Source organism: Spirosoma oryzae (assembly GCF_003002825.1).
Lineage (GTDB): Bacteria > Bacteroidota > Bacteroidia > Cytophagales > Spirosomataceae > Spirosoma > Spirosoma oryzae.
The window spans coordinates 110,363-133,617 of sequence record NZ_PVTE01000002.1 but is presented as its reverse complement, the minus strand read 5'-3'; the positions used below and the strand labels follow the sequence as shown (position 1 = coordinate 133,617).

Sequence of the window (23,255 nt, the reverse complement as noted above, 5' to 3'; positions counted from 1 at the left end):
TTTGCTGAAAACAACAAAAGCCGCTCAATGTTGAGCGGCTTTTGTATAAGTTGGCTATCTGTCGGGAAAATCAGATCGCTAGTTGGTTTAGAACCGGAAGTGCGAGAACGCCTTGTTGGCTTCAGCCATACGGTGCGTATCGTCCTTCTTTTTCACAGCCGCGCCTTCCCCTTTCGAGGCAGCTACGATTTCGGCTGCGAGCCGGTCTACCATGGTTTTTTCTCCCCGCGAACGAGCATACTTAATAAGCCATTTCATGCCTACCGCGACTTTTCGGTCTGCCCGTACTTCGGTTGGCACCTGGAAGGTAGCTCCACCGACGCGACGACTTTTTACTTCAACCGACGGCATAACATTGTTAAGCGCCTTTTTCCACGTGTCAAGACCGCTTTCGTTGGTCCGTTTAGCCACTACGTCGAGGGCATCGTAGAAAATTCCGTACGCCAGGCTCTTCTTGCCTTCGTACATCAGGTTGTTTACAAATTTGGTTACGAGAACCTCCTTGTATTTAGGATCGGGTAATACGTAACGCTTGGGCGGTTTCGCCTTTCTCATGATTGCTTCAGATTTTTGATCTTACTCTGCCGTAGTTTTTCAACGGGCAGTCGGATTAATTACTTCTTCTTACCTTTTGCGGGAGCACCTTTGCCGGCTGGAGCCTGACCTGGTTTCGGCCGCTTGGCACCGTATTTCGAGCGGCTCTGCAGACGGCCGTTTACACCGGCTGTATCGAGCGCACCGCGTACAATGTGATAACGTACACCTGGCAGATCTTTTACCCGGCCACCCCGGATCAGTACGATCGAGTGTTCCTGCAGGTTGTGACCTTCGCCCGGGATGTAGGCGTTTACTTCTTTCTGGTTCGTCAGACGAACACGGGCAACTTTACGAAGGGCCGAGTTCGGCTTCTTCGGTGTCGTGGTGTACACACGTGTACATACCCCCCGACGTTGTGGGCAGGCATCGAGAGCAGGCGATTTCGATTTGAATTCGAGCTTCTCGCGGCCTTTACGCACCAATTGTTGTATGGTAGGCATTTTGGTTTTGTTTACGAAAAATCAGTCTTCCCGAAATTTGAGGTGCAAAGATACGGAAATTCTTTTGAAGTTCCTGACTAGTAAAGTTATAGAGTTTTAAAGTCGTATAGTTTCATAGTTGGCTGACGCATTAGCCCATCCGGTGGCTAGTCATGTGCGTCAGCCAACTATAAAACGCTATAACTTTACAGCCTTACGACTATTTAACGCTATAACGTCAATTTTAAGCCTGCCCACCGGGGCCACCAAATCCGCCCGACGGAAAACGAAACGTGTCGCTGGGTTTGTTGATGTTACCATTGGCCTCTTCGTACCGGCTAATATTTTCCGATAGAGCATCGAGCAGCCGTTTGGCGTGTTCGGGGGTCAGAATGATGCGGGCTTTGACCTTTGCTTTCGGTACGCCGGGCATCAGTCGAATAAAATCCAGGATGAATTCGCTGTTTGAGTGAGCAATCATCGCCAGGTTAGCGTAAACGCCTTCGGCAATTTCTTCGCTGAGTTCAACGTCGATCGAGCCTTCCTGATTGGGTTGCTGTGGTGTCATGCTATAACTTGTTTTAACGCACAAAAATAGGAATAAAGTGCTGTCGCCTGTGGGTCAATAGACTAGCAAACGACTAATTGCCAGGGCCAGTTCATCAACTGAAACGGCTGTGTTCGATAGGATTACCAACGCTGTCTGTGCTGTCGGGTCGAAGCGGGCGAAACTGGCGTATCCACCCGTACCGCCATTATGCCACCAGCCCGTTTTCGCTGCGGTCTGATGCCAGCCCAGGCCTACACGGGTTTGCTTATCCTGAAACGTAATCTGCTGAGTCATATGTATAGCTGTACCCAAATCCGCCGGTGAGTTGCCTAGTTCAGCCCGTAAATAAATCAGCAGATCATGAACAGTGGAGCGAATGCCACCCGCACCCGCCAACGCCTGAAAATCCCAGTTTGCCGTAGACTGACCAGTTTCGTCATACCCTTGAGCCAGTTGAAGCCGGTCGACTTGCCGGAGTGTTAACGTTGTTTGCGTCATGGCCAGCGGCCCGGTAATTATACTGCTCAATAATTGATCGTATGATTTTCCGGCAACGCGCGATAGAATGGTTCCCAGCAGACCTGCGCCCAGGTTAGAATATTGATACGTAGTGCCAGGCTTGCTAGCCAGCGATACCGTTTTAAGGCAAGCGAACAGTGCCTTATTGTCATAAGCCTGATACGGGTTGTCGGGTGGACTGCCTACGTTATCCAGATTACGGGGTAGACGCGGTAAGCCCGACGTGTGATTAGCCAGCATACGCATGGTCACGACCGCGCCATCGCGCTGTAGAATCGGGATAAAACCGGGTAGGTATCGATTGATCGGATCGTCCAGCCCCACCTGTTTCTGCCGAACCATAGCTGCCAGTAATGTCGCCGTAAACGTTTTGCTGATCGAACCGATCTCGTAACGTGTGCTGTCGGTAGGGAGCTGCCCGTTCGTACGACTTGTCTCGCCATAATTGTAAACGAACAGGCTGTCGTGGCGAACCAGGCCGATGCTCATGCCAATCGTCAAGTGCTGGCGGGCATGTATACGTACTAGTGAATCGAGGGTTCGATCGAACGGAGAACGTAGCCGGTTGTCAGTAGTCAGCTGCTTCGATGCGATCATCGGCGACAGGCTGAAACCGGCTAGCTTACCACCAGTATCGGCGGCAATACTGACCAGCATCGTATCCCGGTCAAAGATGCCCCTGTACTCCGAGAAGCCGTCGTGCTGACGAACATAGTCACTACGTTGCCAGCGCCCCAACTGGGTATATGAGCTAGCTATAAATTGTCGCAAAGCCGCCCGAGGAACCTGCTGCCGAAACGCTGACGACATAAGCAGGTACAGCGAATCGGCTTGTTGAGCATTATACAACCGTTGCACCTGTTGCGTCAGCGACTTAATGGCTACTGGTTGGCTCTGTGCCGTAAAGCCGATGAGCCCGCAACTAATTAAGATGAGCAGACGCATAGGCTATTCCTGATAAGGCTTGAAAAAGAAAGTCTCGATCTTTCCTTCCTTGTCGCGGCTAAGGTAAAAGTCGAGCGAGGCCATGGCGAAAGTAGCTTTGTAGCGGGCAATACCTTCCTGAACACCGCGTGGCTCAAGGCTCGTCCATTTACCCAATTGGCCGCTAAGCTGCGCAATTACTTCCCGCAGTTTGTCGGCTGATATCTGCTGCTTAGACATCGCGCCCATCAAGCTGTAGAGCGAATCGACCTGATTGTTGTTGAAATAGCGCTGTGCCTGTCGGGCTAATGCGTTCAGTTTAGCCGTATCGGATGGAGCCGTCTGGGCGTTAGCGGCCAGCGAAAACAAAGCGAAGCAGGCGAAAATGGCGAATTGTTTCATCAGATAGGAAGTGATTGATTGCGGGCCCAAAGTAGCCCGTTGCTCAATACCGCCTGCTGACAATCGGACGGAACGTGTGCTTTCTGGTTCAACGGTACGTCAACCGGACGAATGGTACCTACTTCTTAACGATGACGAACTCAACACGCCGGTTCTGCTGGCGGCCCGCGTCTGTATCGTTGGTCGCGATTGGCTTGCTTTCGCCGAAACCCTTGCTGCCAACTCGATCGGGTTCAATGCCTTTGCTGACAAAATATTCCCGTACCGCGTCGGCCCGATCCTGCGACAGCTTCTCGTTAATCGCATTGGAGCCCGTGTTATCCGTATGACCCCGCACTTCGATGGCCATCTTGGGCGATTCGTTGAGCGTCGTCACCAGTCGGTCGAGTTCGGGGCCGGACTCTGGGCGCAGTTCTGATTTTCCCGTATCGAAGAAGATGTTGTTCAGCCGGATCGACTGCCCCACTTCGATCGGTACCAGCCTTAGCTCCTTACCAGTGATTTCCTGAAAACCTTTCGGTGTCTGCGTCAGGTCGACGTTATCGCCCTCTGCAATGAAGTCTTTGGCGATGGCCCGCATCGAATACTTCTGGCCGTAGGGTAGGACGATTTTGTATTCGCCCGATACCGGGTCCGACGTTGCTTCGCCCACTTCGGTGCCATCGGATAACGTCTGATAGACAATCCGGGCTTCAACCGGCTTCCCCGTTTTCTGGTCGATAACCCGCCCGCTGATGAGGGCAACAGGATCAGGTCGGGTGATGGGCTGGTTGGCAGCCAAGTCGTCGCTGCCACCTACTTTGCCCGGCCGATTGGTAGGCTGATCGTCGGTTAGCTTTACCCGAACAATATCACCCTTGCCGATGGTGTTTTTGAATGTCGTCAGGTAAGCGTAATCGCCGGATGCACCCAGTGTGTAGTACGCGTCGTAGCCGTCGGTGTTGACGCTGGGGCCGAGGTTGACGGGCTTCGACCAGTGTTTCCACGTCTTGTCGACCCGCTTGCAGACGTAGATGTCGTTGCTGCCCTGCCCGCCATCGCGGTCGCTTGAGAAATAAAGCGTAGCCCCGTCGGGGGCCAGAAAAGGTGTCGTCTCCGTGAATTTTGTGTTCACCTCCGCCCCAATGTTCATCGGCTTGCTCCACGACCCGTCTTTCTGCCGGAAACTGACGTAGATGTCGTCTTCCTTGCTGTTCTTCTTTTCGCTGAACGCCATCAGCAGCACTTTTCCGTCGGCCGACATAAAGCCACAGTCGAACTGCCCCTTGCTTAGATTGACGTAGTTGGGAACGTCAATCTTCTGCGGTGCCGACCAGCCATTAGCCGTTTTCTTGGCCATCGAAAAGCCACGGGTTTCGTAGTTGCCGTTGGCGTATTGCCCTTTGACAAGCATTGTGTTGCCATCGGGTGTGATGCTGTAGGCGCAGTTATATTCGTCTTTGTTGAGCGGAAAACCCAGCCGTCGGGCAGGACCCCATTTGTTGGTGGCCGGGTCGAGTTCAGAAAACCAGATGTCCTGACTGCCTTTGGTCCCGTGGGTGTTGTTGGGGTGACTGATACGGGCGAAATACAGTGTCTTTCCATCCGGTGAAATCATCGGGTTGACTTCATTGTATTCCGAATTGACCTGATTGCCCAGATTTTCTGCGCGCAGTGGCGACGATGCTGCCGAATCCGGCTTCGATTGTGCAGCGGCTGCAACCGAAGAAAAGACAACTAAACCGAGGGCAAGGACGCCGGAGGCATTCATGGTTGTTACGCGAAGGGATAGTGTGCTGTACCGAGAACGACGGCTAGCCACAGGTTTGTATGCAATCAGCCGCTAACGGCAACAAAATCAATCGTAGTGCCAACTAATTAGCTCAGCGAGTCATCCGTACCAGGACGAACGAACCAGTACGGATGACTACTAAGTTTGAGTGTACGTTAATTACTATTGATCGGTACGGCAATCAATAAATCAAACGAATCCCAGTTCAGACGACACGCAGTTTGGCGAAGCTGAGCAGCAGCACTTTCTCGCCCGCCTTTTCAAATTGAATCGTGGCTTTCCGTTCCGTTCCGTTGACATCGACCGTTTTGACGGTACCGAAGCCGAACTTGGCATGTTCTACCCGTTGCCCGGCTGCCAGATCAGCCGTACTGGTCGGGGCAAAATCGGCCGACGGGGTATGGGTAACGGTTGGCTGGGGGGCTTGCCGCTGTGCCGTTTTCTGCGCCAATGACCGAACAAACGACATCGAACCTGTCGACGTGCTTTCGCTGCGATCGCGCTCGGGGCGGTCAAAATCCATCCGGCTCGGTGCCGACCGCATTTTCGACAGTTTCAGGTATTTCTGGTCGACTTCCATCAGGAACCGGCTGGGCTCGCACATCTTCAGTCGGCCGAAATGATAGCGCGTCTCGGCATAGGAAACGGTCAGGCGTTTTTCGGCACGAGTGATGGCTACGTAGAACAACCGCCGTTCTTCTTCCAGATCGTTGCGGCTCTCCAGCATCATCTGACTAGGGAACAGATCTTCTTCCAGTCCGACGATGTGCACGTTCTTGAATTCGAGTCCCTTCGCTGCGTGAATGGTCATCAGCGTTACCTTGTCGTTGTCGCCGTCCTCCTCCTTCTCGTCGGCGGTTGTCAGCAACGATACCGATTGTAGAAAGGCGCTCAGGCTCTTGTCGTCGTTGTCGGGGCTGTCGACAAACTCCTTGATGGCGTTCAGCAATTCCTGAACGTTCTCGTAACGGGCCAGCCCCTCGACGGTTTTGTCGTCGTATAATTCCTTGAGCAGGCCCGATGCTTTGGCGATATGCGAAGCCACTTCATAGGCGTCCTTCTGATCGATCAGCAGCATAAAACTCTTAATCAGATCGGCAAACCCTTCGATAGCAATCGCCGACCGACCGGCTACGAACTTGCCGATGTCAGAGACGATACCCCACACGGAATCCTGATTTTCAGCCGCAATCACGCTGAGTTTGGCAATCGTCGTGTCGCCGATACCTCGTTTGGGCAGGTTAATGATGCGCTTGAACGCTTCTTCGTCCTGCTGATTGACCGTAAAGCGCAGGTACGCAATCAGGTCTTTAATTTCTTTTCGCTGGTAGAACGACAGACCGCCGATAATACGGTACTTGATGCTCATCTTGCGCAGGGCTTCCTCGAATGCCCGCGACTGTGCGTTGGTACGGTACAGAATCGCGAAGTCGTTGTTGGTCAGCGACTCGTTCATCTTCGTCTCGAAAATGGAGTTGGCCACCAGTCGACCTTCTTCATTGTCCGACGACGCTTTGATGACTTCAATGGGCGGTCCCGCTTCGTTGGCGGTGAAGACGCGCTTCTCAAGCTGATTCTTATTGCGGGCAATGATCGAGTTAGCAGCCTGTACGATCGTGTCGGTAGAGCGGTAGTTCTGCTCCAGCTTCACAATCTTGACGGCGTCTTTCCCGTAGTCGCGCTGGAAGTTCAGGATGTTCTCGATGTTGGCCCCCCGGAACGCGTAGATACTCTGCGCATCGTCGCCGACGACACAAATGTTCTGATGAACGGCTGCCAGCTTACGCGTAATCAGGTACTGCGACACGTTAGTATCCTGAAACTCATCGACCATCACGTGCTGAAATTTGTGCTGGTACTTGTTCAGAATATCGAGGTGATCGCGGAACAGTACGTTGGTGTTGTACAGTAAATCGTCGAAGTCCATGGCATTAGCCGCGAAGCATCGGGTGGCGTACTGCTTGTAGATACGGCCGATGTGCGGCATCCGGGCCGATTCATCGTCGGCCTGAATTACGGCGTTGTTGATGTAATCGTCGGGACCGATGAGCCGATTTTTTGCTCCCGAAATGCGCCCGAACACGCTGTTGACGCGATATACCTTGTCGTCGAGGCCCATCTCTTTGACGATGCTGCGCAGCAACGATTTGGAATCGTCGGTATCGTAAATCGAGAAGTTGCTGGTATAGCCTATGGCCTTGGCTTCGATCCGCAGAATCTTGGCGAAAACAGAGTGGAACGTACCCATCCAGATGTTACGCGCTTCCGTACCGACGACTTTTTCAATCCGGTGCCGCATCTCCCCAGCCGCTTTGTTGGTAAACGTCAGGGCCAGAATACGGAACGGGTCAATGCCGGTTTCGATCAGGTGGGCGATACGAAAGGTCAGCACACGCGTCTTACCCGAACCGGCACCGGCTATAATCATCAGCGGTCCGTCACCGTGCATAACGGCTTCCCGCTGGGGGTCATTCAATCCAGAAATATAATCAACCATTCGAGTCGCTTCTATCCAGCTATAACAAGTAAAACTAAGGAAAAATTTGCTCGGGGCCGATCGAAAAAAGGTATCTTTGGGTAGGAGCCAACGTCAGAAATAGCCATGATTGAACTAGCCACACCAGCCCCCGTACTGCCCACAAATCTGCGCACTGTCGATGAGTTTGAGCAGTGGCAACGGCAGTATGCTCACGAAGGGAGCTACGAGTTTGTCCGGGGGCGAATTATTGAAAAGAAGGAAATGAAACAGGCTGAATACCTCATTCTGAAATTTTTGACCCGGTTGTTTGTAACGACGTATGCTTACGAGCAAGGTGATGAATTAACACCAGAAATGGATTCGTACATCGATGATACCCGTAAACGACGCCCCGACCTGGCTTACTTCACCCTTGCACAGATTTTGGAAACGGGCGAAGGAATCCGCCAGCGTACGCAGTTCGCTATCGAAATACTGTCGGAATCAGAATCGTTTCAGGATGTGACGGAAAAAGTGCAGGATTACTTCGACGCTGGCGCTGTATTGGTCTGGTACATACTCCCTGTCAGCCAAAAAATAGTAGTGTATACATCGGCCGACGAATCGAAAGCGTACAAAGGTGATGCGCTTGTTTCGGCTTCACCGCTGTTGCCCGATTTTCAGTTCACCGTCTCGGACTTGTTCGCATAGGTGCACATGCCATTTAGCTACTCATAAAAACAGCGAGTCAAATTGACCCTATGGACCGTACGTCTATTCAACTACTGCTCAGTACGATCAAGCACGAAATTCAGCAACTGTATAGAGATCGCTTGGACAGTATTTATCTGTTTGGCTCTTATGCGCGTGGAGAGGCCACTGAGCAGTCAGACGTTGATTTGCTGGTTGTGCTGAATGACAATGCGATATCCCCCTTTACCGAGATAGGGGCTATGGGTGAGATCACGTACCGGATGAGTCTAACATATGACAAATTAGTCACGGTAGTGCCAGTCACTAAACAACGGTTTGATCGGGTTGCCAATCCGTTGTACAAAACGGTGAAGCAGGAGGGGCGACAATTATGAATGATGAATTGATTCGCGCCTTGATAGATCGGGCAGATCAGGCGCTTGAAGACGCACATTACTTGCTTTTCGAAAGGCGAAGTTTCGAATCAGCAGTATCGCGAGCCTACTATGCGATGTACTACGCAGCTGAAGCCTGTCTGTTATCTGTTGATGAGCGTGTAAGCAGCCATAAAGGGCTTATAACGCAATTTGGTCGTCGCTTTGTAAAAGAAGGGATAATCGAGGTTGCTTACGGCCGAATGTTATCTACTATTTATCAAAAGAGACAATAAGGCGATTACGAGATCAGCTATACGTTGTCGGAAGCCGAAACGAGTGAAGCGATTACTAACGCATCGGCTTTTGTTGAGCGAGTCAAAATGTACTTGCAAGCATAATCTCTATACCATCCCACCCATATCGACGCCCATCAGCTCAGAATACGAGGATTCCGTCGCAGCCCCGCTGTCACCCTTGCGGTAACGTAGCCAAGCGCGGGTTTTATAGTTGTAGACGAAGCCTTCCAGAATACCGTAGTCGTCCTCTTCGATCAGTCGAATGATTTTGCGGAGGTCTGCATCGAAGCCACGGTTGTTACTAACTTCTATGATGATGCGCGTCTTTTCAGCCTGATTGTCGAATAGCAACACATCCGGTACCGAGTGACCGGGACCTTCGCTTAACGGCGTCTCCGGCAGTGGCTCCAATCGAATGGCTTGTTTATGGTAGAAAAGAACACCCAATTCTACGGTTAGCCTACTAATGGTACGCTGATGTTCTAATGGTGCATTCGGTCCATCGTCGTGGAGAACAAACGGTGAGCGGTAGGGTGATTCGTACATAGTGCGGATTCATTTTGACCAATTTACAAACTTTTTTTGCAAGGCCGGTGCAACGTTTTACTGGCCGTTCTGTCTTTCCTCTGAAACACGTTTAACCGACCTTCCCGCTGAACTTACCCGAGACAAGGCCATACCCGGACCGCCATACTGAGCTGGTCAGACGCTGCCAGGCAGGCGAGCGGCAGGCGCAGTATGAGCTGTATAAACAGTATGCAAAGGCCATGTATAATGTTTGTCTGCGCATTGTCAATCACGATGCTGAAGCCGAGGATGTGTTACAGGAAGCGTTTATCGATGCGTTCTCGCATATCCAGTCGTTTCGGGGGCAAAGCACGTTTGGGGCCTGGCTCAAGCAAATCGTGGTAAATCGGGCGATCAATCATTTGCGGTCACGGCGGCTACAACTGGTTGATCTGGATTCGCAGCGGATCGGCGATGACGATGGTACGGATTGGGCCGATACTGAACCGTACGATGAGAGTGGCGTTCAGTTCGAAGTTGACCGGGTACGGCAGGCCATGCAGCAGCTGCCGGAAGGGTACCGGGTTGTGTTATCGCTGTATCTGTTTGAGGGGTATGATCATGAGGAGATCGGGGCAGTGCTGAATATCAGTGAAACAACCTCCCGGACGCAGTATTTGCGGGGGAAAAAACGATTGCTGGCCTTGCTGGCGTAAACAACAAAAACAGATGAAGAAAGATAATTTAGAACGCTTCGTACGCGACAACCGCGAAGCCTTTGACGACCGAGAGCCACCCAGCGATTTCTGGCAGCGGATCGAAACGGGACTCGGCGGACCGACGGATACGAACGGGCCAATAGCGTCTACGCCGACTGCCCCCGTCAACCCGGAGCCGGTAGCTCCGAATCCGGCTGCGCCCTTTACGCAGATTCACCGGAATACCCGTACCTGGGGAAACTGGCTGACGAGCTGGCAGGCGGCTGCGGTCGTAGCGGTATTGTTGCTGGTAGGGGGGGCGTTTTTTCTGAATAACGGATACGGTGTTACCAGCCATCCGGAAGTCGCCGTAGCGGCTGGCCCAACGTATGCCAGTGAAGTGGCTCAATACACTCGGCTTATTAACGCCAAGCGGACGGAACTGCGCCAGATGACGGAAAGTAATCCGGCCTTGTACGAGGAGTTTGCCACCGACCTGAACCGACTGGAACGGTCTTACAAATCGCTGAAAGCCGATTTGCCGAAGAACCCAAACCAGGAAATGTTGATTCAGGCGATGATTCAAAACCTACAGATTCAAATCAACCTGTTGAATGAGCAGTTGCGGGTCATTCAGCGCATCAACCACCAAACCCATGAAAATCCTGTATAGCGTGCTGGTTCTGCTGATACCGCTGTTATCGCGGGCGGAAGACCCGCTGGCAGACATGGTAGAGCGCCGAAAAACCATCATCAAATCATACGACGTATCGGCCAGCGACATGCTGACGGTCGATAATCAGTTCGGGCAGGTATCGGTCGGATTGTGGGATAAGTCCGAAATTCGGGTAGAGATCTCTGTAGTAGCCGGGGCAAGTACCGACGCGAAAGCGCAGTCTTTTCTGGACGCGGTTGAAATCGAAGACAAGCGGGCCGGTAACCAGATTAGCGTTCGTACTAGCTTCGGGCAAAACTCCCTGTCGAACTGGAATTTTAACGGATGGCGGAAAAGCGGGGACAGGAACTACGTCAAAATCAACTACAATGTGATGATGCCGCGCCGAAATGCGCTCAGCGTTCGTAACAAGTTCGGTAATACCAATATCCCAACGTTCCACGCTCCCCTGACCGTGCATAGCCGCTACGGGACGTTCACCGCCGACGATCTGACGAATAACGACACGGATTTAAACATCGCCTACGGTAAGGCCGCCATACGCGTTGTCGACCAGGCAAAACTGGATGTCGCCTATGCTGACCTCGAACTTGATAAAGCCAACATCCTGACGGTCGTGAACAAGTTTGGCAAGATGCGGATTGGTGATGTGGGCAAACTGAACGCCGATATTGACTACTCGGGCGCTCAGATCGGGACACTGCGTGAATCCGGTAAGATCAGGCTTAGTTTCTCGGGCGGCTTCCGAATCGATCAATTGCCTAAAACGGCCGATAATGTCAACATCGAATCGTCGTATTCGTCGGTAGCCTTACCGATGGCCAGCAGTGGTGACTACGATTTCAATGTGACGGTCAGCTACGGTAACTTTAATTACACGTCCAGCCCCGCGCTTCATTTTTCGCTACAACCCGATGATAACAACAGCCGTGGCCCGAAACTGATCAAACAGTACGTAGGAAAGGTCGGTGCCGGAACGGGAACGAAGGTGCGCGTTATCTCTAAATTCGGAAACGTAAGTTTCAAGTAAGCCGCCGGATAACGGCTTCGTGTTCAGGAAATTCAGTGATTAGCATTGATTGGTCGGCTAGTTCAAAATCGGCGAAATCGAAGCCGGGCGCAACGGTACAGCCGACTAGTGAAAACGCCGATCCCGGTGCTGGTTTGGAACCGAACCAGCAACCCGCCGGAACGACGGCCTGAAATACTTCTCCTGCCGCCATATCGCGACCCAGCCGAATAATGCGTAGTTCGCCAGTGAGGTCAATGACGAAGACATCGAGCGGGCCACCGTCGTAGAAGTGCCATACTTCATCGGACTGAATGCGGTGCAGGGCCGATATGTGGTGGCTTTCGAGCAAAAAGTAGATGGCGGTGCTCATTGTTCGTGAGCCGCCGAACCGTTCCGGAAGCGCATCGGCTGGCAGCGTCTCCGTTGATCGGTACATTTCTACGAAATACCCTCCTTCCGGATGAGTCTGCATGTTCAGCGCCTGAACGTACTCCTGAGCGGTCATGATTGATTGGTTGACTGATTGAGTGACGGAATGATTGAATGACCCGATTTACAGACCCATTCAATCATTCCATCACTCAATCAGTCGATTACTGAATTGCTTTTACTACTGTCGTGAAGTCGCGTGACTTGAGCGACGCACCACCGATCAGGCCACCGTCGACGTCGGGCCGTGAGAAGAGTTCGGCCGCGTTGGCTGCGTTGGCGCTACCACCGTACAGAATCGTCGTGTCCTGCGCGACCTCATCGCCGTACTTCTCGGCAATGTGCTGACGCAGCTCGAAATGCATATCCTGCGCCTGTCCTGACGAAGCCGTTAGCCCCGTGCCGATCGCCCAGATTGGTTCGTAGGCAATGACCACTTTGCCGAATTCTTCTGCCGACAGGTGAAACAGGCTATCGGTAATTTGCCCCTTCACGTAGCCGACGTAATCGCCGTTCTCACGCAGTTCGCGCGACTCTCCGCAGCAGAAGATGGGTGTCAGCCCGTTTTCCAGCACGATGTTTACTTTGTCGGCCAGGGTAGCATTGGTTTCGCCAAAGTACTCACGCCGTTCGCTGTGACCCAGAATGACGTACTCGGCACCAACCGACGCCAGCATGTGCGCCGACGCTTCGCCTGTGTAAGCACCTTCTTTTTTCTCGTGGCAGTTCTGCGCACCTAGCTTGATCCGGCCTTCGGTCGGGATGTATTGCCGGGCGGTGGTCAGGTAAAGCGACGGTGGGCACAATACGACGGTAACATCGCTGGTTACTTCGTCCTGCACCATATGAATTACCTCCGATAAGAGCGCTTTTGCCTCATCGAGCGTCTTGTTCATTTTCCAGTTGCCGGCAACAATTTTCTTACGCATACGCAGGGGTTAATTTATTCATCAACAAGTACATACAAGTCCTGCAGCCAATGGCAAACAGGCAATTTCGGCCCAAATTAGGGCTTTTCGGGCGAACCGGCCCGCTGCGGGCGACCATAATTTTGTGGCCTGTCAATCTACCTACGTATTTCTACCGATAAATTAGAGAACAAGTCTGTTTTTGTTGTGTTTTTCGGATAAAAAATAAGTACATTCGAATACGAAACAACATTTACATGAAAACGCTGGGACTTGTCATCGGACTGCTTTGCTGCGGACTGGCTACACGCGCAGGTGACCCGCGCATGCCCGACCGCGACCGCTACGGATTCTTCCTGACGCAGAATCGTAAATGGACCCGAATCCCGTTTCAACTGCACTCAAATCTGATCGTCGTTCCGGTACGCATCAATAACTCGGACACGCTCAACTTTATTCTCGACACGGGCGTCAGCCATACAATCATCACCGATCCGACTGTACTGCCGCATGGCAAGACGAAAATGACACGCCGGATCAAGCTGAGCGGAGCCGGGGAGGGGACGAGTCTGATGGCGAACATCGCAATCGACAATACCCTGAATATGGGTGGGCTACAGGCCAATCACCACAATGTCGTTATACTCGACGAAGACATTCTCAAGCTATCCGAATACGTAGGTACGCCCATACACGGCATCTTTGGCTACGAAGTGTTCGAGCACTTTGTGGTCAACATCGATTTTCAGCGTCGGGAACTCACGCTAATGAAACCGGACAAGTACCGGTACCGCAAGAGACGCGGTGAGCAGGTGCCGATTATCGTTCAGGACACGAAGGTGTATACTGACGCGCTGACCGTTTTCGACGGCGAAAAGTCGACCCCGCTGCGGGTGGTACTGGATACCGGGGCCGGTCACGCCCTTCTGCTCGATCAAAGCCGTAGTGCTCCGGTGATGCAACTGCCCGAAAAAGTAATTCGGGCGCAGCTGGGTCGGGGGCTGAATGGCGTCATCAACGGGAGCATGGGCCGTATCGGCAAGGTACGGTTCGGCAGTTATGAATTGGCCAATATCCTGGCGTCGTTTCCTGACAGCATATCGTACCGGGCTAAACTGATCGATATGCCACAGCGACAGGGCAATGTGGGCTGTGAGCTATTGCGTCGCTTCAATGTCACCTTCAACTACCGCGACCAATACATTGTCATGAAGCCGGTGCGCCGGATGATGCGGGAGCAGTTTGAGCACGATATGAGCGGTCTCGAACTACGGGCGAAAGGCGACCACTTCCGGAGTTATTATGTCGATCACGTTGCTGAAGGGTCGCCCGCTCAACAGGCCGGTCTGCACGAGGGCGACGAGGTACTGTTCATCAACAAGAGTTCGGCGAAGGACCTGACGATAAGCGATATCTACAAGCTGTTGCAGCAGGGCGAAGGACGGGAAGTGTCTTTTCTCATCCGGCGCAGTGGTCAGTTAATCGTGGCCGCCTTCGCGCTGAAACGTATGATCTGAAGGAGGGTTTACCGTTTAATGTTCAAAGTATAAGGTTTGACCGGCAGCACAACCTTGAACATTAGACTTTAAACCTTAAACGATTATTCCATCTTATCCAGTTTGAAGCGGAACGTGGTGCCTTTGTCGACCTTGCTCATGACGGTGATTTTGGCTTTGTGCGCACTCAGGATATGCTTCACGATGGCAAGGCCCAGACCGGTACCACCCCGATCTTTGGACCGGCTCTTTTCAACCCGATAAAACCGCTCGAAAATTCGGCTCAGGTGCTCCGGTGGAATGCCGGGTCCGTCGTCGCGCACTGACACGATGATGTGCTTTTTATCTTCCTCCAGACTGACCTGAACGCGCCCGTTTTCGTTGCCGTACTTTATGGCATTTTCAACCAGGTTCGTCATAACCTGCCGGATACGCTGATTGTCGGCTTTCACCAGGGCCGGGGCGGGCAGGGATGTCCGTAAGCGGAGCGTGGTTTGCTTGGCTTCGGCTATATCTTCCAGCTGATCGAAAATCTCCTGCGTGATTAGTTTCAGATCGACCCGCTCGAAGTTCATCTTGATCTCACCCGTTTCCAGTTGAGAAAGTGCCACCAGGTCTTTCACCAGCGCATCGAGACCGTCGAGGCTTTTGGCGGCCTTCGACAGGAACTTGTCACGTACCCGATCATCGTCGACAGCGCCGTCGATCAGCGTATGAATAAAGCCCTGTGCCGCAAAAATGGGGGTTTTTAGTTCGTGCGATACATCGGCCAGAAACTCGCGCCGGAACTGTTCGAGCCGCTTTAATTCCTCGATTTCTTTCTGCTTTCGCGTGACGTAGACGAAGAATTCGGCATTGAGTTTTTTGAACGGATTATCGTCGCGAATGACGGCTTTGCGCGACAGACTGAAGTCCCGGATTTTCAGTTGCCGAATCGTTTTGTACATCTTATCGACCTCCCGGTAAACGAGCAATTCGATCGCATACAAGACCAGGAAAAAGGAGATAGCGAAGCTGGAAAGCCCCACCACAAACAGCATACTGTCGGTTACGCCATCAACGAATGTCAGGAAGATAACCGGCACGACCGAAATCAGGCAGGCCAGCAAAAAGGCAATAACGCGGGGACTGAGAGACATTGTTGAATGAACGAATGAGTGAATGGCTGAATGAGCGAATGAAATTTGGTTATTCAGCCTCCAGTAAAAATAGCTTACTGAGCAGGTGTGCAGTCATTCACTCATTCAATAATTCGTTCATTCACTCATTTTGATCGGTGAACATATAACCGACACCCTTCAGCGTGCGGATATGGGTGTCGCCGATTTTTTCGCGCAGCTTCCGGATGTGAACGTCGACGGTGCGCTCCAGCACGTAAATGTCGGCACCCCATATTTTCTGGAGCAGCTCTTCCCGGCTAAATACCTTGTTGGGGTGTTGCGCCAGAAAAAACAGCAGTTCAAATTCCTTCTTCGGGAGAATGACTGATTTTTCGCCCTGACTGACGGAGTAATTTTTCCGGTTAATCAACAGATCCGCAATCACAATCTGTTCGCCCGGATCGGCTTTTTGGGCTTCCCGACGGAACAGCGCGTTGATGCGGCTCATGAGCGCCCGGGGCTTGATCGGCTTTGTAATGTAATCGTCGGCACCCACGTCGAAGGCCGCTACTTCCGAGTACTCTTCCGAACGGGCTGTCAGATAAAGAATGTATGTCTGCCGTAGTTCGGGAATTTCGCGGAGTTGCCGACCCGTTTCGATGCCGTCGAGATGCGGCATCATGATATCGAGCATAACCAGCTCGGGAAAATACGTACGGGCTATGTCGAGCGCTTTGCGTCCGTCGGTAGCGGTGCGTACGTCATAACCTTCTTTTGTCAGATTGTACTCCAGCATCTCGACGATGTCGGCATCGTCGTCGACGACCAGAATACGATGAAGTGGTTGGGCAGTCTTGCCAGCACTCATACAGCGCAGAATTGGTGGATACCAATACGAAACAAAGACGATTGGTGCCCCGAAGTTAAACGGCTTATTGACAAGGTCACGAATCAGTAACGTATCCTTAACAAAAACTTAACAACTTGTGTACCAGACGCTTCTTTTTAAGGGGTTGACTTCCAGTAATTTGCCGCCAGGCCCTGTCCGTATTTCTACGTAGGTAATCAAGGCCGTAAATGTGGAACGGTTAAATTGGAAGTAAAACCGTAACGATTTACGGAGATAGGCAGTTTATAGGCATAGTTGTATTTTTTCGCTATCTGTATGAATAACCGATCACAGAACGTTGATCTTCCTTTTTATGCCAAACTGTGCAGCATCCTTATCTCGATAGTTATTATCGTATACGGCTTGCATGCACTCGAAGGCATACTGATTCCGCTTGTCTTTGCGATTCTGTTTTCGGTACTGCTTTTTCCACTCGTACAGCGGCTGGAAAACTGGGGTGTACCCCGCGTTTTGGCTATCGTCATCTGCTTGCTTCTGGCGCTGGCCATCGTACTGGGACTCGGCTACGTGATCTCTATGCAAATCCGCAGCTTTGCCGAAGTCGTACCCAAATTTGTGGAGCGCAGCACGGTATATGTCGACAGCCTTCGGACGCTGCTCGATGAAAAATTCAACATCGACCGGCGGCAGCAGGGGGCTGAAGTAGAAAAATACCTGAACAAGGCAATGGCCGAGGGGGGGACTATCGTCACGTCGACCTTACTGGCTACGACGAGTACGCTGACGGACGTATTTCTCGTCTTGTTATTTGGCTTCTTTTTCCTGCTCTACCGGGACTTTTTTCGGTCGTTTTTCTACAAAGCGTTCGAGGATACCCGGAAGTCGAAAATCGACGGCGTGATGGAAGGGATTTATACCGTTGTGAAAGATTACCTGGCCGGGCTGGTACTGGTCATTGTTATCATCGGTACACTGATGACAGTCGGGCTGTTAATTCTGGGAATCGACTACGCTGTATTTTTCGGCTTCTTCGGTGCCTGTCTGGTGCTGATTCCGTACTTCGGCATTTCGCTGGGATCGCTGTTGCCGGCGGCTTACGCACTGGTTACTGATGATAACCCACTGAAAGCGCTGGCCGTAATCGGGGTCTTTCTGTTCGTGCAGATGCTGGAGGGTAATTTTATTACGCCCTACATCGTCGGTTCGAAAGTTAGTATCAACCCGTTAGCGGCTATCATTGTCCTGCTGTTGTGGGAGAACGTCTGGGGCCTACCCGGTCTTATCCTGGCGCTTCCGATGACAGCGATTATCAAAGTAATTTTCGATGCTGTCGACTCGCTTAAGCCGTACGGTTTCCTGATTGGGGAAGCAGAAAAGCCTCGCCCGCCGATCCATAACCTGCAACAGTTAGCCGATCAGTTGCCGAAACGGGCCAAAAAGATTGGCGACGTACAGGAGAAGTCGTAACCGATGAACAGCTTCACAACCGGGGCCTTACGGGTCAGCTAATGGTTGCTGACCCGTAAGGTCCCGGCTTTCGTTATCAGCCTAAAAATTGAGTGGGTCGAGGTTTTTGAAATGGCCATTCATGCGGATACGCTGCTTGGTACGCTCCATGTCCGACACTACGGGTAGCACGTTGTTGAGGTGCTGAATCAGGAAAAGCTGCCGCTCGGCTTCCGACTCTAGCAGTAGTACGTCATACTCCTGGTCAATGGACAGGCCAACTTTGTGCGCCACTTTGTAGGAGAAATTCTCGTCGTCAGGATTATAGTCCACTTCGATCTGTAGCAGGTCGTATAACCGGTCGAGCCGATCGGTCAGTGCTTTTGTATGGGCGCTAAACCGGTCGCCCGGTTCGATCGTATCCACGTCACCTCCCGCATATAATTTACCCGCTACCGGGTTCTCGAAATTGACCAGTTTGAAAATACCCACCCCTTTCGACTTGATATCCATCCGGCCGTCGGGGTAGCGCTTGTGTAGCGTCGTAACGTGCATCTCCGTACCATAACCGGGCAGCTTGTTATTGATAAACGCCGGAATGCCGAAGGTCCGCTCTTCGTCGATACACTCGTTGATTAATTGCCGGTAGCGCGGCTCGAAAATATGTAGGTTCAGATCTTCGCCGGGGTAGATGACGAGGTTAAGCGGGAACAGGGCTAACGTTTTTTCCATAACGTTGAAAAGGTACGGGTTTTCAACTGAAAACCGCGTCAGAAGTCAGAAACCGCACCTGACGAGTCCGCGCTTCCGCATAAATCGGATCGGCCAGGTAACCAAGTCCCGTCACATCAGACGTACAGTCGGTGACGATAACCAGCTTCGCGACCAGTTCGGGGGCGAAATCAAGCAGTTGTTTTAGGCTGTTAGCTACGCAGTGCGACTTGGCTTCACCCATCAGGTATACCGTGTCGAAGCGATCCAACTCAGCAATCAGTGCGGTGTTGAGCTGTGTTTCGGGTACAGCCGGGTCGGGAATCTGTGCCTGAAAAATGCCGAAGTGTTCGGTCAGTGGATATAACCCTTTCTGTACGGCAACATAGTCGCGATCTCGTGCGTGTGTCCAGCTGCGCAGGGCCGTCAACAGCGTATCGTGCAGGGCGGCTCCGCGCGAACCCAGCAGGCAATGCTCGGGCCAGATCAGGTGTTGAAACTGCCCGCCGGCTTCCAGTGCGTGTACATATTGCCGGGCTTTCTCCGCTTCGAAGCGAGGTACCCACCGCCTACTGTCGACGTCAGCCCCACTGATGGGCGTGAACGGGGCTGGATGATTACCCGATGCGTCGTGCCAGAACATTGGATGCGCAATATCCAGTACATGATGCGTGTCCAGCGTCACAACGATATGGTCGATCTGTTGCGGATGCTGTTCAATCAAGTGCGCCATTCGCTGTACATCCTGATCCGCACCCGGCACAAACAGCGCCCCGTCGGGATGGCAGAAATCGAACTGCGTATCAATAATCAACAAGGCGTTACTCATGGAGTGATGGTTTTTAGTAGAGACGCGACCCTTCGCGTCTCAGTATGCGTCAGCAATACTGTGCTGTAGATGACTGAGTGCCATCTAGTACATGAGACGCAATAGACTGCGACACACACATGAACAAATCAAAATCGACCCGTTTCGATACTGCGTAATCCGTCATTGCTAAGTGCCTGTACTCCAGCAATTAGGCCCGCAAAGCGTGGGTCGGTGGTAAGCCCACGGTGGTAGCGGCTATAAATCTGCTGCATGACGACCGCGTTCTTGAACAGGCCGAAAATATAATAGTAAAGCAGATTTGATACGTCGCGTCCGCTGCGTTCGCTGTAGCGTTGGACAAATTCCTGCCGGGTCAGGTTACCGGGTAGATGAGTGAGGTTGAAAGACCGTCGAAATGCACTATCACCCGCTTCCGACCAGTACGAAAGGGCTGTCCCGACGTCCATGAGCGGATCGCCGATAGTACACATTTCCCAGTCGAGGACAGCACGGACTTCGGGCAGAAAATCGGGATTGAGAATGACGTTGTCGTATTTAAAGTCGTTGTGCAGCAGCGTCGGTGGGGGCGATACCGGCAGGGCGTCGACCAGATAGTGAAATAAGGCGTCGATTGCCGAAATGTCGTCGGTTTTTGACGCTTCATAGCGGTTGTACCACCCCGCAACTTGCCGCTGTACGTAGCCATCCGGCTTGCCTAGTTGCTGTATTCCGGTTTGATGAACATCGATGGCATGTAGCGATACCAGCGTATCCACCATCGACTGCGACAGCCGGTGCATGGTTTCGGGCAGCAGATTGAGTTGGGAAGCCATATTGGCCCGTAGAATAACCCCCGCCACCCGCGTCATAATGTAGAACGGATAGCCCAATACGGATTCATCGTCGCAGTAAGTAATCGGTATGGGAATCTGCTTGTAACCCGCCTGGTGCAGTAACGTCAGTACCCGAAACTCCCGACCCATGTCGTGCCCGCCCTTGATCGCTTTGGCACCAGCCGGCGGTCGGCGCAGTACGTAGGTCTGGCCATCTGCGGTCGTTAGAGCATAGGTTAGGTTGGAATAGCCACCCGGAAATTGCTCGATCGCGGTGAGTTGCCCGACAGTAGGGGCATGCTCGCTAAGGTAAGCCTGTAGCGCTGCCTGATCCAGCTGCTCGCCGGGCCGGACTGTTGTGGGCGAATCCGAAGTCATGCGTCGCGACGATTAGAGATTGGTTTAGATTTGCGGGTGTCGAGGCCGTAGCCTTTCAAAATGCTACGAGCCAGCGCCGTTTTGTGCACCTCATCGGCACCGTCGTATATCCGGGCACCACGCTCATGCCGGTAATACCACGGTAAAACAATGTCGTCGGTGATACCCATCGCACCATAGGTCTGAATTGCCCGGTCGATCACGGTCAGCATAACGTCGGCCACGAAAAATTTGATTTCCGAAATCTGATCGCGAACGGCCGCTGCTCCTCGTTGGTCAATGTTGTGGGCCGTTCGAAGCACCATCAGCCGGGCCGCGTCGATCTGCGCGCGGCTTTCCGCAATCCAGCCCTGCACGAACTGCTTTTCGCCCAGCATGACACCCTCTTCCAGTTCGCGGGTTGCGGCCCGTCGGCACATCAGATCCAGACACCGTTCACTGATACCAATCCAGCGCATGCAGTGGTGAATCCGACCGGGCCCTAGTCGTTCCTGCGCCAGTGTAAATCCGGCTCCTTCGTCGCCGATCAGATTGCCGAGCGGTACCCGCACATCGGTATACCGTACCTCGGCATGACTACCCCAGTGATCGGAGGGGTCGCCCATGATGCTGATGTTGCGTACCAACTCAAAACCCGGCGTGTCGGTCGGAACCAGTAGCATGCTTGCCCGGCGATGCGGGGCGGCAGCAGGGTTCGTCACGGCCATGACGATGGCAAACGCGGCTCCGTCGGCCGACGAGGTAAACCATTTATGCCCGTTGATTACCCAGCTGTCTCCGTCCCGTTCGGCTGTCGTGCCCAGTCGTGTTGGGTTCGAACCGGCAAACTCCGGCTCCGTCATGGAAAAGCACGAACGGATGTGCCCTTCCTTCAAAGGCTCCAGGTAGTGCTCGCGCAGTATAGCCGACGCGTGCCGGTGTAGCAGCTCCATGTTGCCGATGTCCGGGGCCTGACAATTGAAGGCATAATGCCCAAACGGACTCCAGGCCAGCACTTCGCTGACCTGCCCGAATTCGCACAATGACAGCCCCAGACCTCCTTCGCCGACGCTGTGCTGTAAACCCCACAGACCGGCTTTACGCACGAGTTCGCGCTTCTGATCGAGGATACGAGCGACGGTTGAAAAATTCCCCGTCAGGTGTTCTGTCGTTTCAAGCGGTACCAGTTCCGTCAGAACGAACTCGCGAATGCGCGGGACAAGCGCTTCGGTTTGCGAAGTAGCGAAGAGGGGTTCCATGTGCTAGGGTTGGGTGAATGAAACAGTCTCCGGCGACACATCGGTTGCCGGAGACAAGTGGCTAGCTGTCTTTGCGGTGCGGAATCACCGTCCAGCCTTTAGCGCCGGGCATTTCTGCCGCTACGATGTCAGCCGCTACGGTTTCCAGATTTTCTTCGTTGGTTGTGAAAAATAAACTACGAGGCTCATCGGTCCCGGTAGTCCGTACTTCATAATACTCGTTGTGGTGCTCGATGGCAGCTCGTTCGACAAGTTGGTAGTCGGCCATAATTGACAGGTAGTAAGTTAACTGTAGACTTATTTGGGGAAACGATCTGACGCAGTACCTGCTGACTCAGACGTATCGATGAGCAACTAACTAATTCCAGCCCCGACCTGTTACCGGGCATGTATCGCGGTTGTCGTAGCTGTATGGTCATGGATAGGACAGATAAAGCCGTTTCGTTAGCTAACTGACACTGAATCTGTTGCTTTTTTTTGCAAGCACTTTACTGATTGACAAACAATTCGTACCTTTGCGGTCTTAAAAATTTGAGCGTCAACGACAGTGAATCCACTACGAGCCTACGATATCAACATTGCCGGGCTGGACAACAAGCGCCACGAGTACGACTTCGAGTCGGGCGATGCGTTTTTTGCCGCGCTTGATCAGCAACTGATCGAGAAGGGGAACGTACGGACGCACCTGATTCTGGAAAAGTCGGAAACGATGATCCGGCTCGATTTTCACATTACGGGCACCGTGGAGCAAACCTGCGACCGGAGTCTGGATTTGTACGATGAGTCAATCGACACGCGGCAGATGATGCTGCTGAAGTTTGGCGATCACAATGAGGAACTGAGCGACGAAATCGAATTGATCGAACGGAACACGTCTACCGTCAATGTGGCCCGTTACATCTTCGAATTTATCGGATTGGCCTTGCCGATGAAGCGACTGCATCCCCGCTTCCGCGATGAGGACGACGAACAGGATGATGACGTCAACGGTAAGCTCGTTTATCAGTCGGATGCGCCTGATGAGAGCGATACCGACGAGCCAAAGGAAGCAATTGATCCGCGTTGGGAAGCCCTGCGCAAATTGAATAACAATTGAGTACACGGCCTCTACTAGTGTAGCTGCCCATTAAGAACGAAAAACCGAATAGATAAACTG

General features: G+C 52.5%; 26 protein-coding genes. 9 read left to right on the top strand and 17 right to left on the bottom strand.

All coding sequences use genetic code 11. The annotated features are described in order from the left end of the window. Nucleotides 1–87: 87 nt before the first annotated feature. From rpsG to CLV58_RS02675, 7 genes are all read right to left on the bottom strand, one after another. Entirely contained in the window at nucleotides 88–555 is a 468-nt protein-coding gene (gene rpsG / locus CLV58_RS02705) for a 30S ribosomal protein S7 (RefSeq protein ID WP_106136239.1), read from the bottom strand. Between the two features lie 59 nt (nucleotides 556–614). Continuing rightward, nucleotides 615–1,037: a 30S ribosomal protein S12 gene (gene rpsL, locus CLV58_RS02700; RefSeq protein WP_106136238.1), complete on the bottom strand. Its 423-nt coding sequence runs from the start codon at nucleotides 1,035–1,037 to the stop codon at nucleotides 615–617. Nucleotides 1,038–1,260: 223 nt separating this feature from the next. After that, complete coding sequence (locus CLV58_RS02695; protein WP_106136237.1) at nucleotides 1,261–1,584, bottom strand: DUF3467 domain-containing protein; 324 nt, start codon at nucleotides 1,582–1,584, stop codon at nucleotides 1,261–1,263. 54 nt (nucleotides 1,585–1,638) lie between these two features. Next, complete coding sequence (locus CLV58_RS02690; RefSeq protein ID WP_106136236.1) at nucleotides 1,639–3,030, bottom strand: serine hydrolase domain-containing protein; 1,392 nt, start codon at nucleotides 3,028–3,030, stop codon at nucleotides 1,639–1,641. Nucleotides 3,031–3,033: 3 nt separating this feature from the next. Next, entirely contained in the window at nucleotides 3,034–3,411 is a 378-nt protein-coding gene (locus tag CLV58_RS02685; RefSeq protein ID WP_106136235.1) for a hypothetical protein, read from the bottom strand. A 118-nt stretch (nucleotides 3,412–3,529) separates the two neighbouring features. Next, complete coding sequence (locus CLV58_RS02680; RefSeq protein ID WP_106136234.1) at nucleotides 3,530–5,161, bottom strand: OmpA family protein; 1,632 nt, start codon at nucleotides 5,159–5,161, stop codon at nucleotides 3,530–3,532. A gap of 226 nt (nucleotides 5,162–5,387) precedes the next feature. After that, nucleotides 5,388–7,679, bottom strand: coding sequence for an ATP-dependent helicase (locus CLV58_RS02675; RefSeq protein ID WP_106136233.1), 2,292 nt, complete (start codon nucleotides 7,677–7,679; stop codon nucleotides 5,388–5,390). A 105-nt stretch (nucleotides 7,680–7,784) separates the two neighbouring features. On the opposite strand from CLV58_RS02675, the gene CLV58_RS02670 reads away from it, so the two are divergent. The 3 genes from CLV58_RS02670 to CLV58_RS02660 are packed head-to-tail and all read left to right on the top strand — an operon-like array spanning nucleotide 7,785 to nucleotide 9,003. Next, the gene (locus CLV58_RS02670; RefSeq protein WP_106136232.1) at nucleotides 7,785–8,351 is read left to right on the top strand and encodes a Uma2 family endonuclease; all 567 of its coding nucleotides are present in this window, start codon (nucleotides 7,785–7,787) and stop codon (nucleotides 8,349–8,351) included. Nucleotides 8,352–8,401: 50 nt separating this feature from the next. Beyond that, nucleotides 8,402–8,728 carry a nucleotidyltransferase domain-containing protein gene (locus CLV58_RS02665; protein WP_106136231.1) on the top strand — a complete coding sequence of 109 codons (327 nt, stop codon included), beginning with the start codon at nucleotides 8,402–8,404 and terminating at the stop codon, nucleotides 8,726–8,728. Next, on the top strand, nucleotides 8,725–9,003 hold the full coding sequence (locus CLV58_RS02660) for a HEPN domain-containing protein (protein ID WP_106136230.1): 279 nt from the start codon (nucleotides 8,725–8,727) through the stop codon (nucleotides 9,001–9,003). Before CLV58_RS02665 ends, CLV58_RS02660 begins: the two co-directional genes overlap by 4 nt. A 108-nt stretch (nucleotides 9,004–9,111) precedes the next feature. Here the strand turns inward: CLV58_RS02660 and CLV58_RS02655 are convergent, their stop codons facing one another. Further along, nucleotides 9,112–9,552, bottom strand: a complete 441-nt coding sequence (locus tag CLV58_RS02655) for a hypothetical protein (protein ID WP_106136229.1) — start codon at nucleotides 9,550–9,552, stop codon at nucleotides 9,112–9,114. Between the two features lie 107 nt (nucleotides 9,553–9,659). Between CLV58_RS02655 and CLV58_RS02650 the strand changes: the two genes are divergently transcribed. Genes CLV58_RS02650 through CLV58_RS02640 form a run of 3 tightly spaced genes read left to right on the top strand, consistent with a single transcriptional unit; the run spans nucleotide 9,660 to nucleotide 11,917 of the window. After that, nucleotides 9,660–10,229 carry an RNA polymerase sigma factor gene (locus tag CLV58_RS02650; protein WP_106136228.1) on the top strand — a complete coding sequence of 190 codons (570 nt, stop codon included), beginning with the start codon at nucleotides 9,660–9,662 and terminating at the stop codon, nucleotides 10,227–10,229. Nucleotides 10,230–10,242: 13 nt separating this feature from the next. Continuing rightward, nucleotides 10,243–10,884, top strand: coding sequence for a hypothetical protein (locus CLV58_RS02645; RefSeq protein ID WP_106136227.1), 642 nt, complete (start codon nucleotides 10,243–10,245; stop codon nucleotides 10,882–10,884). Further along, complete coding sequence (locus CLV58_RS02640) at nucleotides 10,868–11,917, top strand: hypothetical protein (protein WP_106136226.1); 1,050 nt, start codon at nucleotides 10,868–10,870, stop codon at nucleotides 11,915–11,917. Before CLV58_RS02645 ends, CLV58_RS02640 begins: the two co-directional genes overlap by 17 nt. On the opposite strand, the gene CLV58_RS02635 is transcribed toward CLV58_RS02640, so the two are convergent. Continuing rightward, complete coding sequence (locus CLV58_RS02635) at nucleotides 11,910–12,404, bottom strand: cupin domain-containing protein (RefSeq protein ID WP_106136225.1); 495 nt, start codon at nucleotides 12,402–12,404, stop codon at nucleotides 11,910–11,912. The two genes, CLV58_RS02640 and CLV58_RS02635, sit on opposite strands and share 8 nt — an antisense overlap. 88 nt (nucleotides 12,405–12,492) lie before the next feature. Then, a complete protein-coding gene (gene tpiA, locus CLV58_RS02630) occupies nucleotides 12,493–13,257 on the bottom strand; it encodes a triose-phosphate isomerase (RefSeq protein WP_106136224.1) in 765 nt (254 codons plus the stop codon). 236 nt (nucleotides 13,258–13,493) lie between these two features. Here tpiA and CLV58_RS02625 point away from each other — a divergent pair, with 236 nt between their 5' ends. Beyond that, nucleotides 13,494–14,753: an aspartyl protease family protein gene (locus CLV58_RS02625; protein WP_106136223.1), complete on the top strand. Its 1,260-nt coding sequence runs from the start codon at nucleotides 13,494–13,496 to the stop codon at nucleotides 14,751–14,753. Nucleotides 14,754–14,836: 83 nt separating this feature from the next. On the opposite strand, the gene CLV58_RS02620 is transcribed toward CLV58_RS02625, so the two are convergent. Further along, the gene (locus CLV58_RS02620; RefSeq protein WP_106136222.1) at nucleotides 14,837–15,871 is read right to left on the bottom strand and encodes a sensor histidine kinase; all 1,035 of its coding nucleotides are present in this window, start codon (nucleotides 15,869–15,871) and stop codon (nucleotides 14,837–14,839) included. 121 nt (nucleotides 15,872–15,992) lie between these two features. Continuing rightward, entirely contained in the window at nucleotides 15,993–16,700 is a 708-nt protein-coding gene (locus CLV58_RS02615; protein ID WP_106136221.1) for a response regulator transcription factor, read from the bottom strand. Nucleotides 16,701–16,997: 297 nt separating this feature from the next. On the opposite strand from CLV58_RS02615, the gene CLV58_RS02610 reads away from it, so the two are divergent. Next, nucleotides 16,998–18,149 carry an AI-2E family transporter gene (locus CLV58_RS02610; protein ID WP_106136450.1) on the top strand — a complete coding sequence of 384 codons (1,152 nt, stop codon included), beginning with the start codon at nucleotides 16,998–17,000 and terminating at the stop codon, nucleotides 18,147–18,149. Nucleotides 18,150–18,230: 81 nt separating this feature from the next. Here CLV58_RS02610 and CLV58_RS02605 read toward each other — a convergent pair whose 3' ends face one another. The 5 genes from CLV58_RS02605 to CLV58_RS02585 form a co-directional block, all read right to left on the bottom strand. After that, complete coding sequence (locus CLV58_RS02605; protein ID WP_106136220.1) at nucleotides 18,231–18,860, bottom strand: LON peptidase substrate-binding domain-containing protein; 630 nt, start codon at nucleotides 18,858–18,860, stop codon at nucleotides 18,231–18,233. A 22-nt stretch (nucleotides 18,861–18,882) separates the two neighbouring features. After that, entirely contained in the window at nucleotides 18,883–19,668 is a 786-nt protein-coding gene (locus CLV58_RS02600; RefSeq protein WP_106136219.1) for a cysteine hydrolase family protein, read from the bottom strand. 128 nt (nucleotides 19,669–19,796) lie between these two features. Then, a complete protein-coding gene (locus tag CLV58_RS02595) occupies nucleotides 19,797–20,861 on the bottom strand; it encodes a phosphotransferase family protein (RefSeq protein WP_106136218.1) in 1,065 nt (354 codons plus the stop codon). Continuing rightward, nucleotides 20,858–22,099, bottom strand: coding sequence for an acyl-CoA dehydrogenase family protein (locus CLV58_RS02590; RefSeq protein WP_106136217.1), 1,242 nt, complete (start codon nucleotides 22,097–22,099; stop codon nucleotides 20,858–20,860). The genes CLV58_RS02595 and CLV58_RS02590 overlap by 4 nt, the downstream gene beginning before the upstream one ends. A gap of 61 nt (nucleotides 22,100–22,160) precedes the next feature. Then, on the bottom strand, nucleotides 22,161–22,367 hold the full coding sequence (locus CLV58_RS02585) for a hypothetical protein (RefSeq protein ID WP_106136216.1): 207 nt from the start codon (nucleotides 22,365–22,367) through the stop codon (nucleotides 22,161–22,163). 279 nt (nucleotides 22,368–22,646) lie between these two features. On the opposite strand from CLV58_RS02585, the gene CLV58_RS02580 reads away from it, so the two are divergent. Next, entirely contained in the window at nucleotides 22,647–23,195 is a 549-nt protein-coding gene (locus CLV58_RS02580) for a YceD family protein (protein ID WP_106136215.1), read from the top strand. Nucleotides 23,196–23,255: the final 60 nt, after the last annotated feature.

Excerpts from the sequence above, each read along its gene's own strand:
- rpsG (WP_106136239.1), bottom strand. The coding sequence starts at position 555 with ATGAGAAAGGCGAAACCGCCCAAGCGTTACGTATTACCCGATCCTAAA.
- rpsL (WP_106136238.1), bottom strand. The coding sequence starts at position 1,037 with ATGCCTACCATACAACAATTGGTGCGTAAAGGCCGCGAGAAGCTCGAA.
- CLV58_RS02695 (WP_106136237.1), bottom strand. The coding sequence starts at position 1,584 with ATGACACCACAGCAACCCAATCAGGAAGGCTCGATCGACGTTGAACTC.
- CLV58_RS02690 (WP_106136236.1), bottom strand. The coding sequence starts at position 3,030 with ATGCGTCTGCTCATCTTAATTAGTTGCGGGCTCATCGGCTTTACGGCA.
- CLV58_RS02685 (WP_106136235.1), bottom strand. The coding sequence starts at position 3,411 with ATGAAACAATTCGCCATTTTCGCCTGCTTCGCTTTGTTTTCGCTGGCC.
- CLV58_RS02680 (WP_106136234.1), bottom strand. The coding sequence starts at position 5,161 with ATGAATGCCTCCGGCGTCCTTGCCCTCGGTTTAGTTGTCTTTTCTTCG.
- CLV58_RS02675 (WP_106136233.1), bottom strand. The coding sequence starts at position 7,679 with ATGGTTGATTATATTTCTGGATTGAATGACCCCCAGCGGGAAGCCGTT.
- CLV58_RS02670 (WP_106136232.1), top strand. The coding sequence starts at position 7,785 with ATGATTGAACTAGCCACACCAGCCCCCGTACTGCCCACAAATCTGCGC.
- CLV58_RS02665 (WP_106136231.1), top strand. The coding sequence starts at position 8,402 with ATGGACCGTACGTCTATTCAACTACTGCTCAGTACGATCAAGCACGAA.
- CLV58_RS02660 (WP_106136230.1), top strand. The coding sequence starts at position 8,725 with ATGAATGATGAATTGATTCGCGCCTTGATAGATCGGGCAGATCAGGCG.
- CLV58_RS02655 (WP_106136229.1), bottom strand. The coding sequence starts at position 9,552 with ATGTACGAATCACCCTACCGCTCACCGTTTGTTCTCCACGACGATGGA.
- CLV58_RS02645 (WP_106136227.1), top strand. The coding sequence starts at position 10,243 with ATGAAGAAAGATAATTTAGAACGCTTCGTACGCGACAACCGCGAAGCC.
- CLV58_RS02640 (WP_106136226.1), top strand. The coding sequence starts at position 10,868 with ATGAAAATCCTGTATAGCGTGCTGGTTCTGCTGATACCGCTGTTATCG.
- CLV58_RS02635 (WP_106136225.1), bottom strand. The coding sequence starts at position 12,404 with ATGACCGCTCAGGAGTACGTTCAGGCGCTGAACATGCAGACTCATCCG.
- tpiA (WP_106136224.1), bottom strand. The coding sequence starts at position 13,257 with ATGCGTAAGAAAATTGTTGCCGGCAACTGGAAAATGAACAAGACGCTC.
- CLV58_RS02625 (WP_106136223.1), top strand. The coding sequence starts at position 13,494 with ATGAAAACGCTGGGACTTGTCATCGGACTGCTTTGCTGCGGACTGGCT.
- CLV58_RS02620 (WP_106136222.1), bottom strand. The coding sequence starts at position 15,871 with ATGTCTCTCAGTCCCCGCGTTATTGCCTTTTTGCTGGCCTGCCTGATT.
- CLV58_RS02615 (WP_106136221.1), bottom strand. The coding sequence starts at position 16,700 with ATGAGTGCTGGCAAGACTGCCCAACCACTTCATCGTATTCTGGTCGTC.
- CLV58_RS02610 (WP_106136450.1), top strand. The coding sequence starts at position 16,998 with ATGAATAACCGATCACAGAACGTTGATCTTCCTTTTTATGCCAAACTG.
- CLV58_RS02605 (WP_106136220.1), bottom strand. The coding sequence starts at position 18,860 with ATGGAAAAAACGTTAGCCCTGTTCCCGCTTAACCTCGTCATCTACCCC.
- CLV58_RS02600 (WP_106136219.1), bottom strand. The coding sequence starts at position 19,668 with ATGAGTAACGCCTTGTTGATTATTGATACGCAGTTCGATTTCTGCCAT.
- CLV58_RS02595 (WP_106136218.1), bottom strand. The coding sequence starts at position 20,861 with ATGACTTCGGATTCGCCCACAACAGTCCGGCCCGGCGAGCAGCTGGAT.
- CLV58_RS02590 (WP_106136217.1), bottom strand. The coding sequence starts at position 22,099 with ATGGAACCCCTCTTCGCTACTTCGCAAACCGAAGCGCTTGTCCCGCGC.
- CLV58_RS02585 (WP_106136216.1), bottom strand. The coding sequence starts at position 22,367 with ATGGCCGACTACCAACTTGTCGAACGAGCTGCCATCGAGCACCACAAC.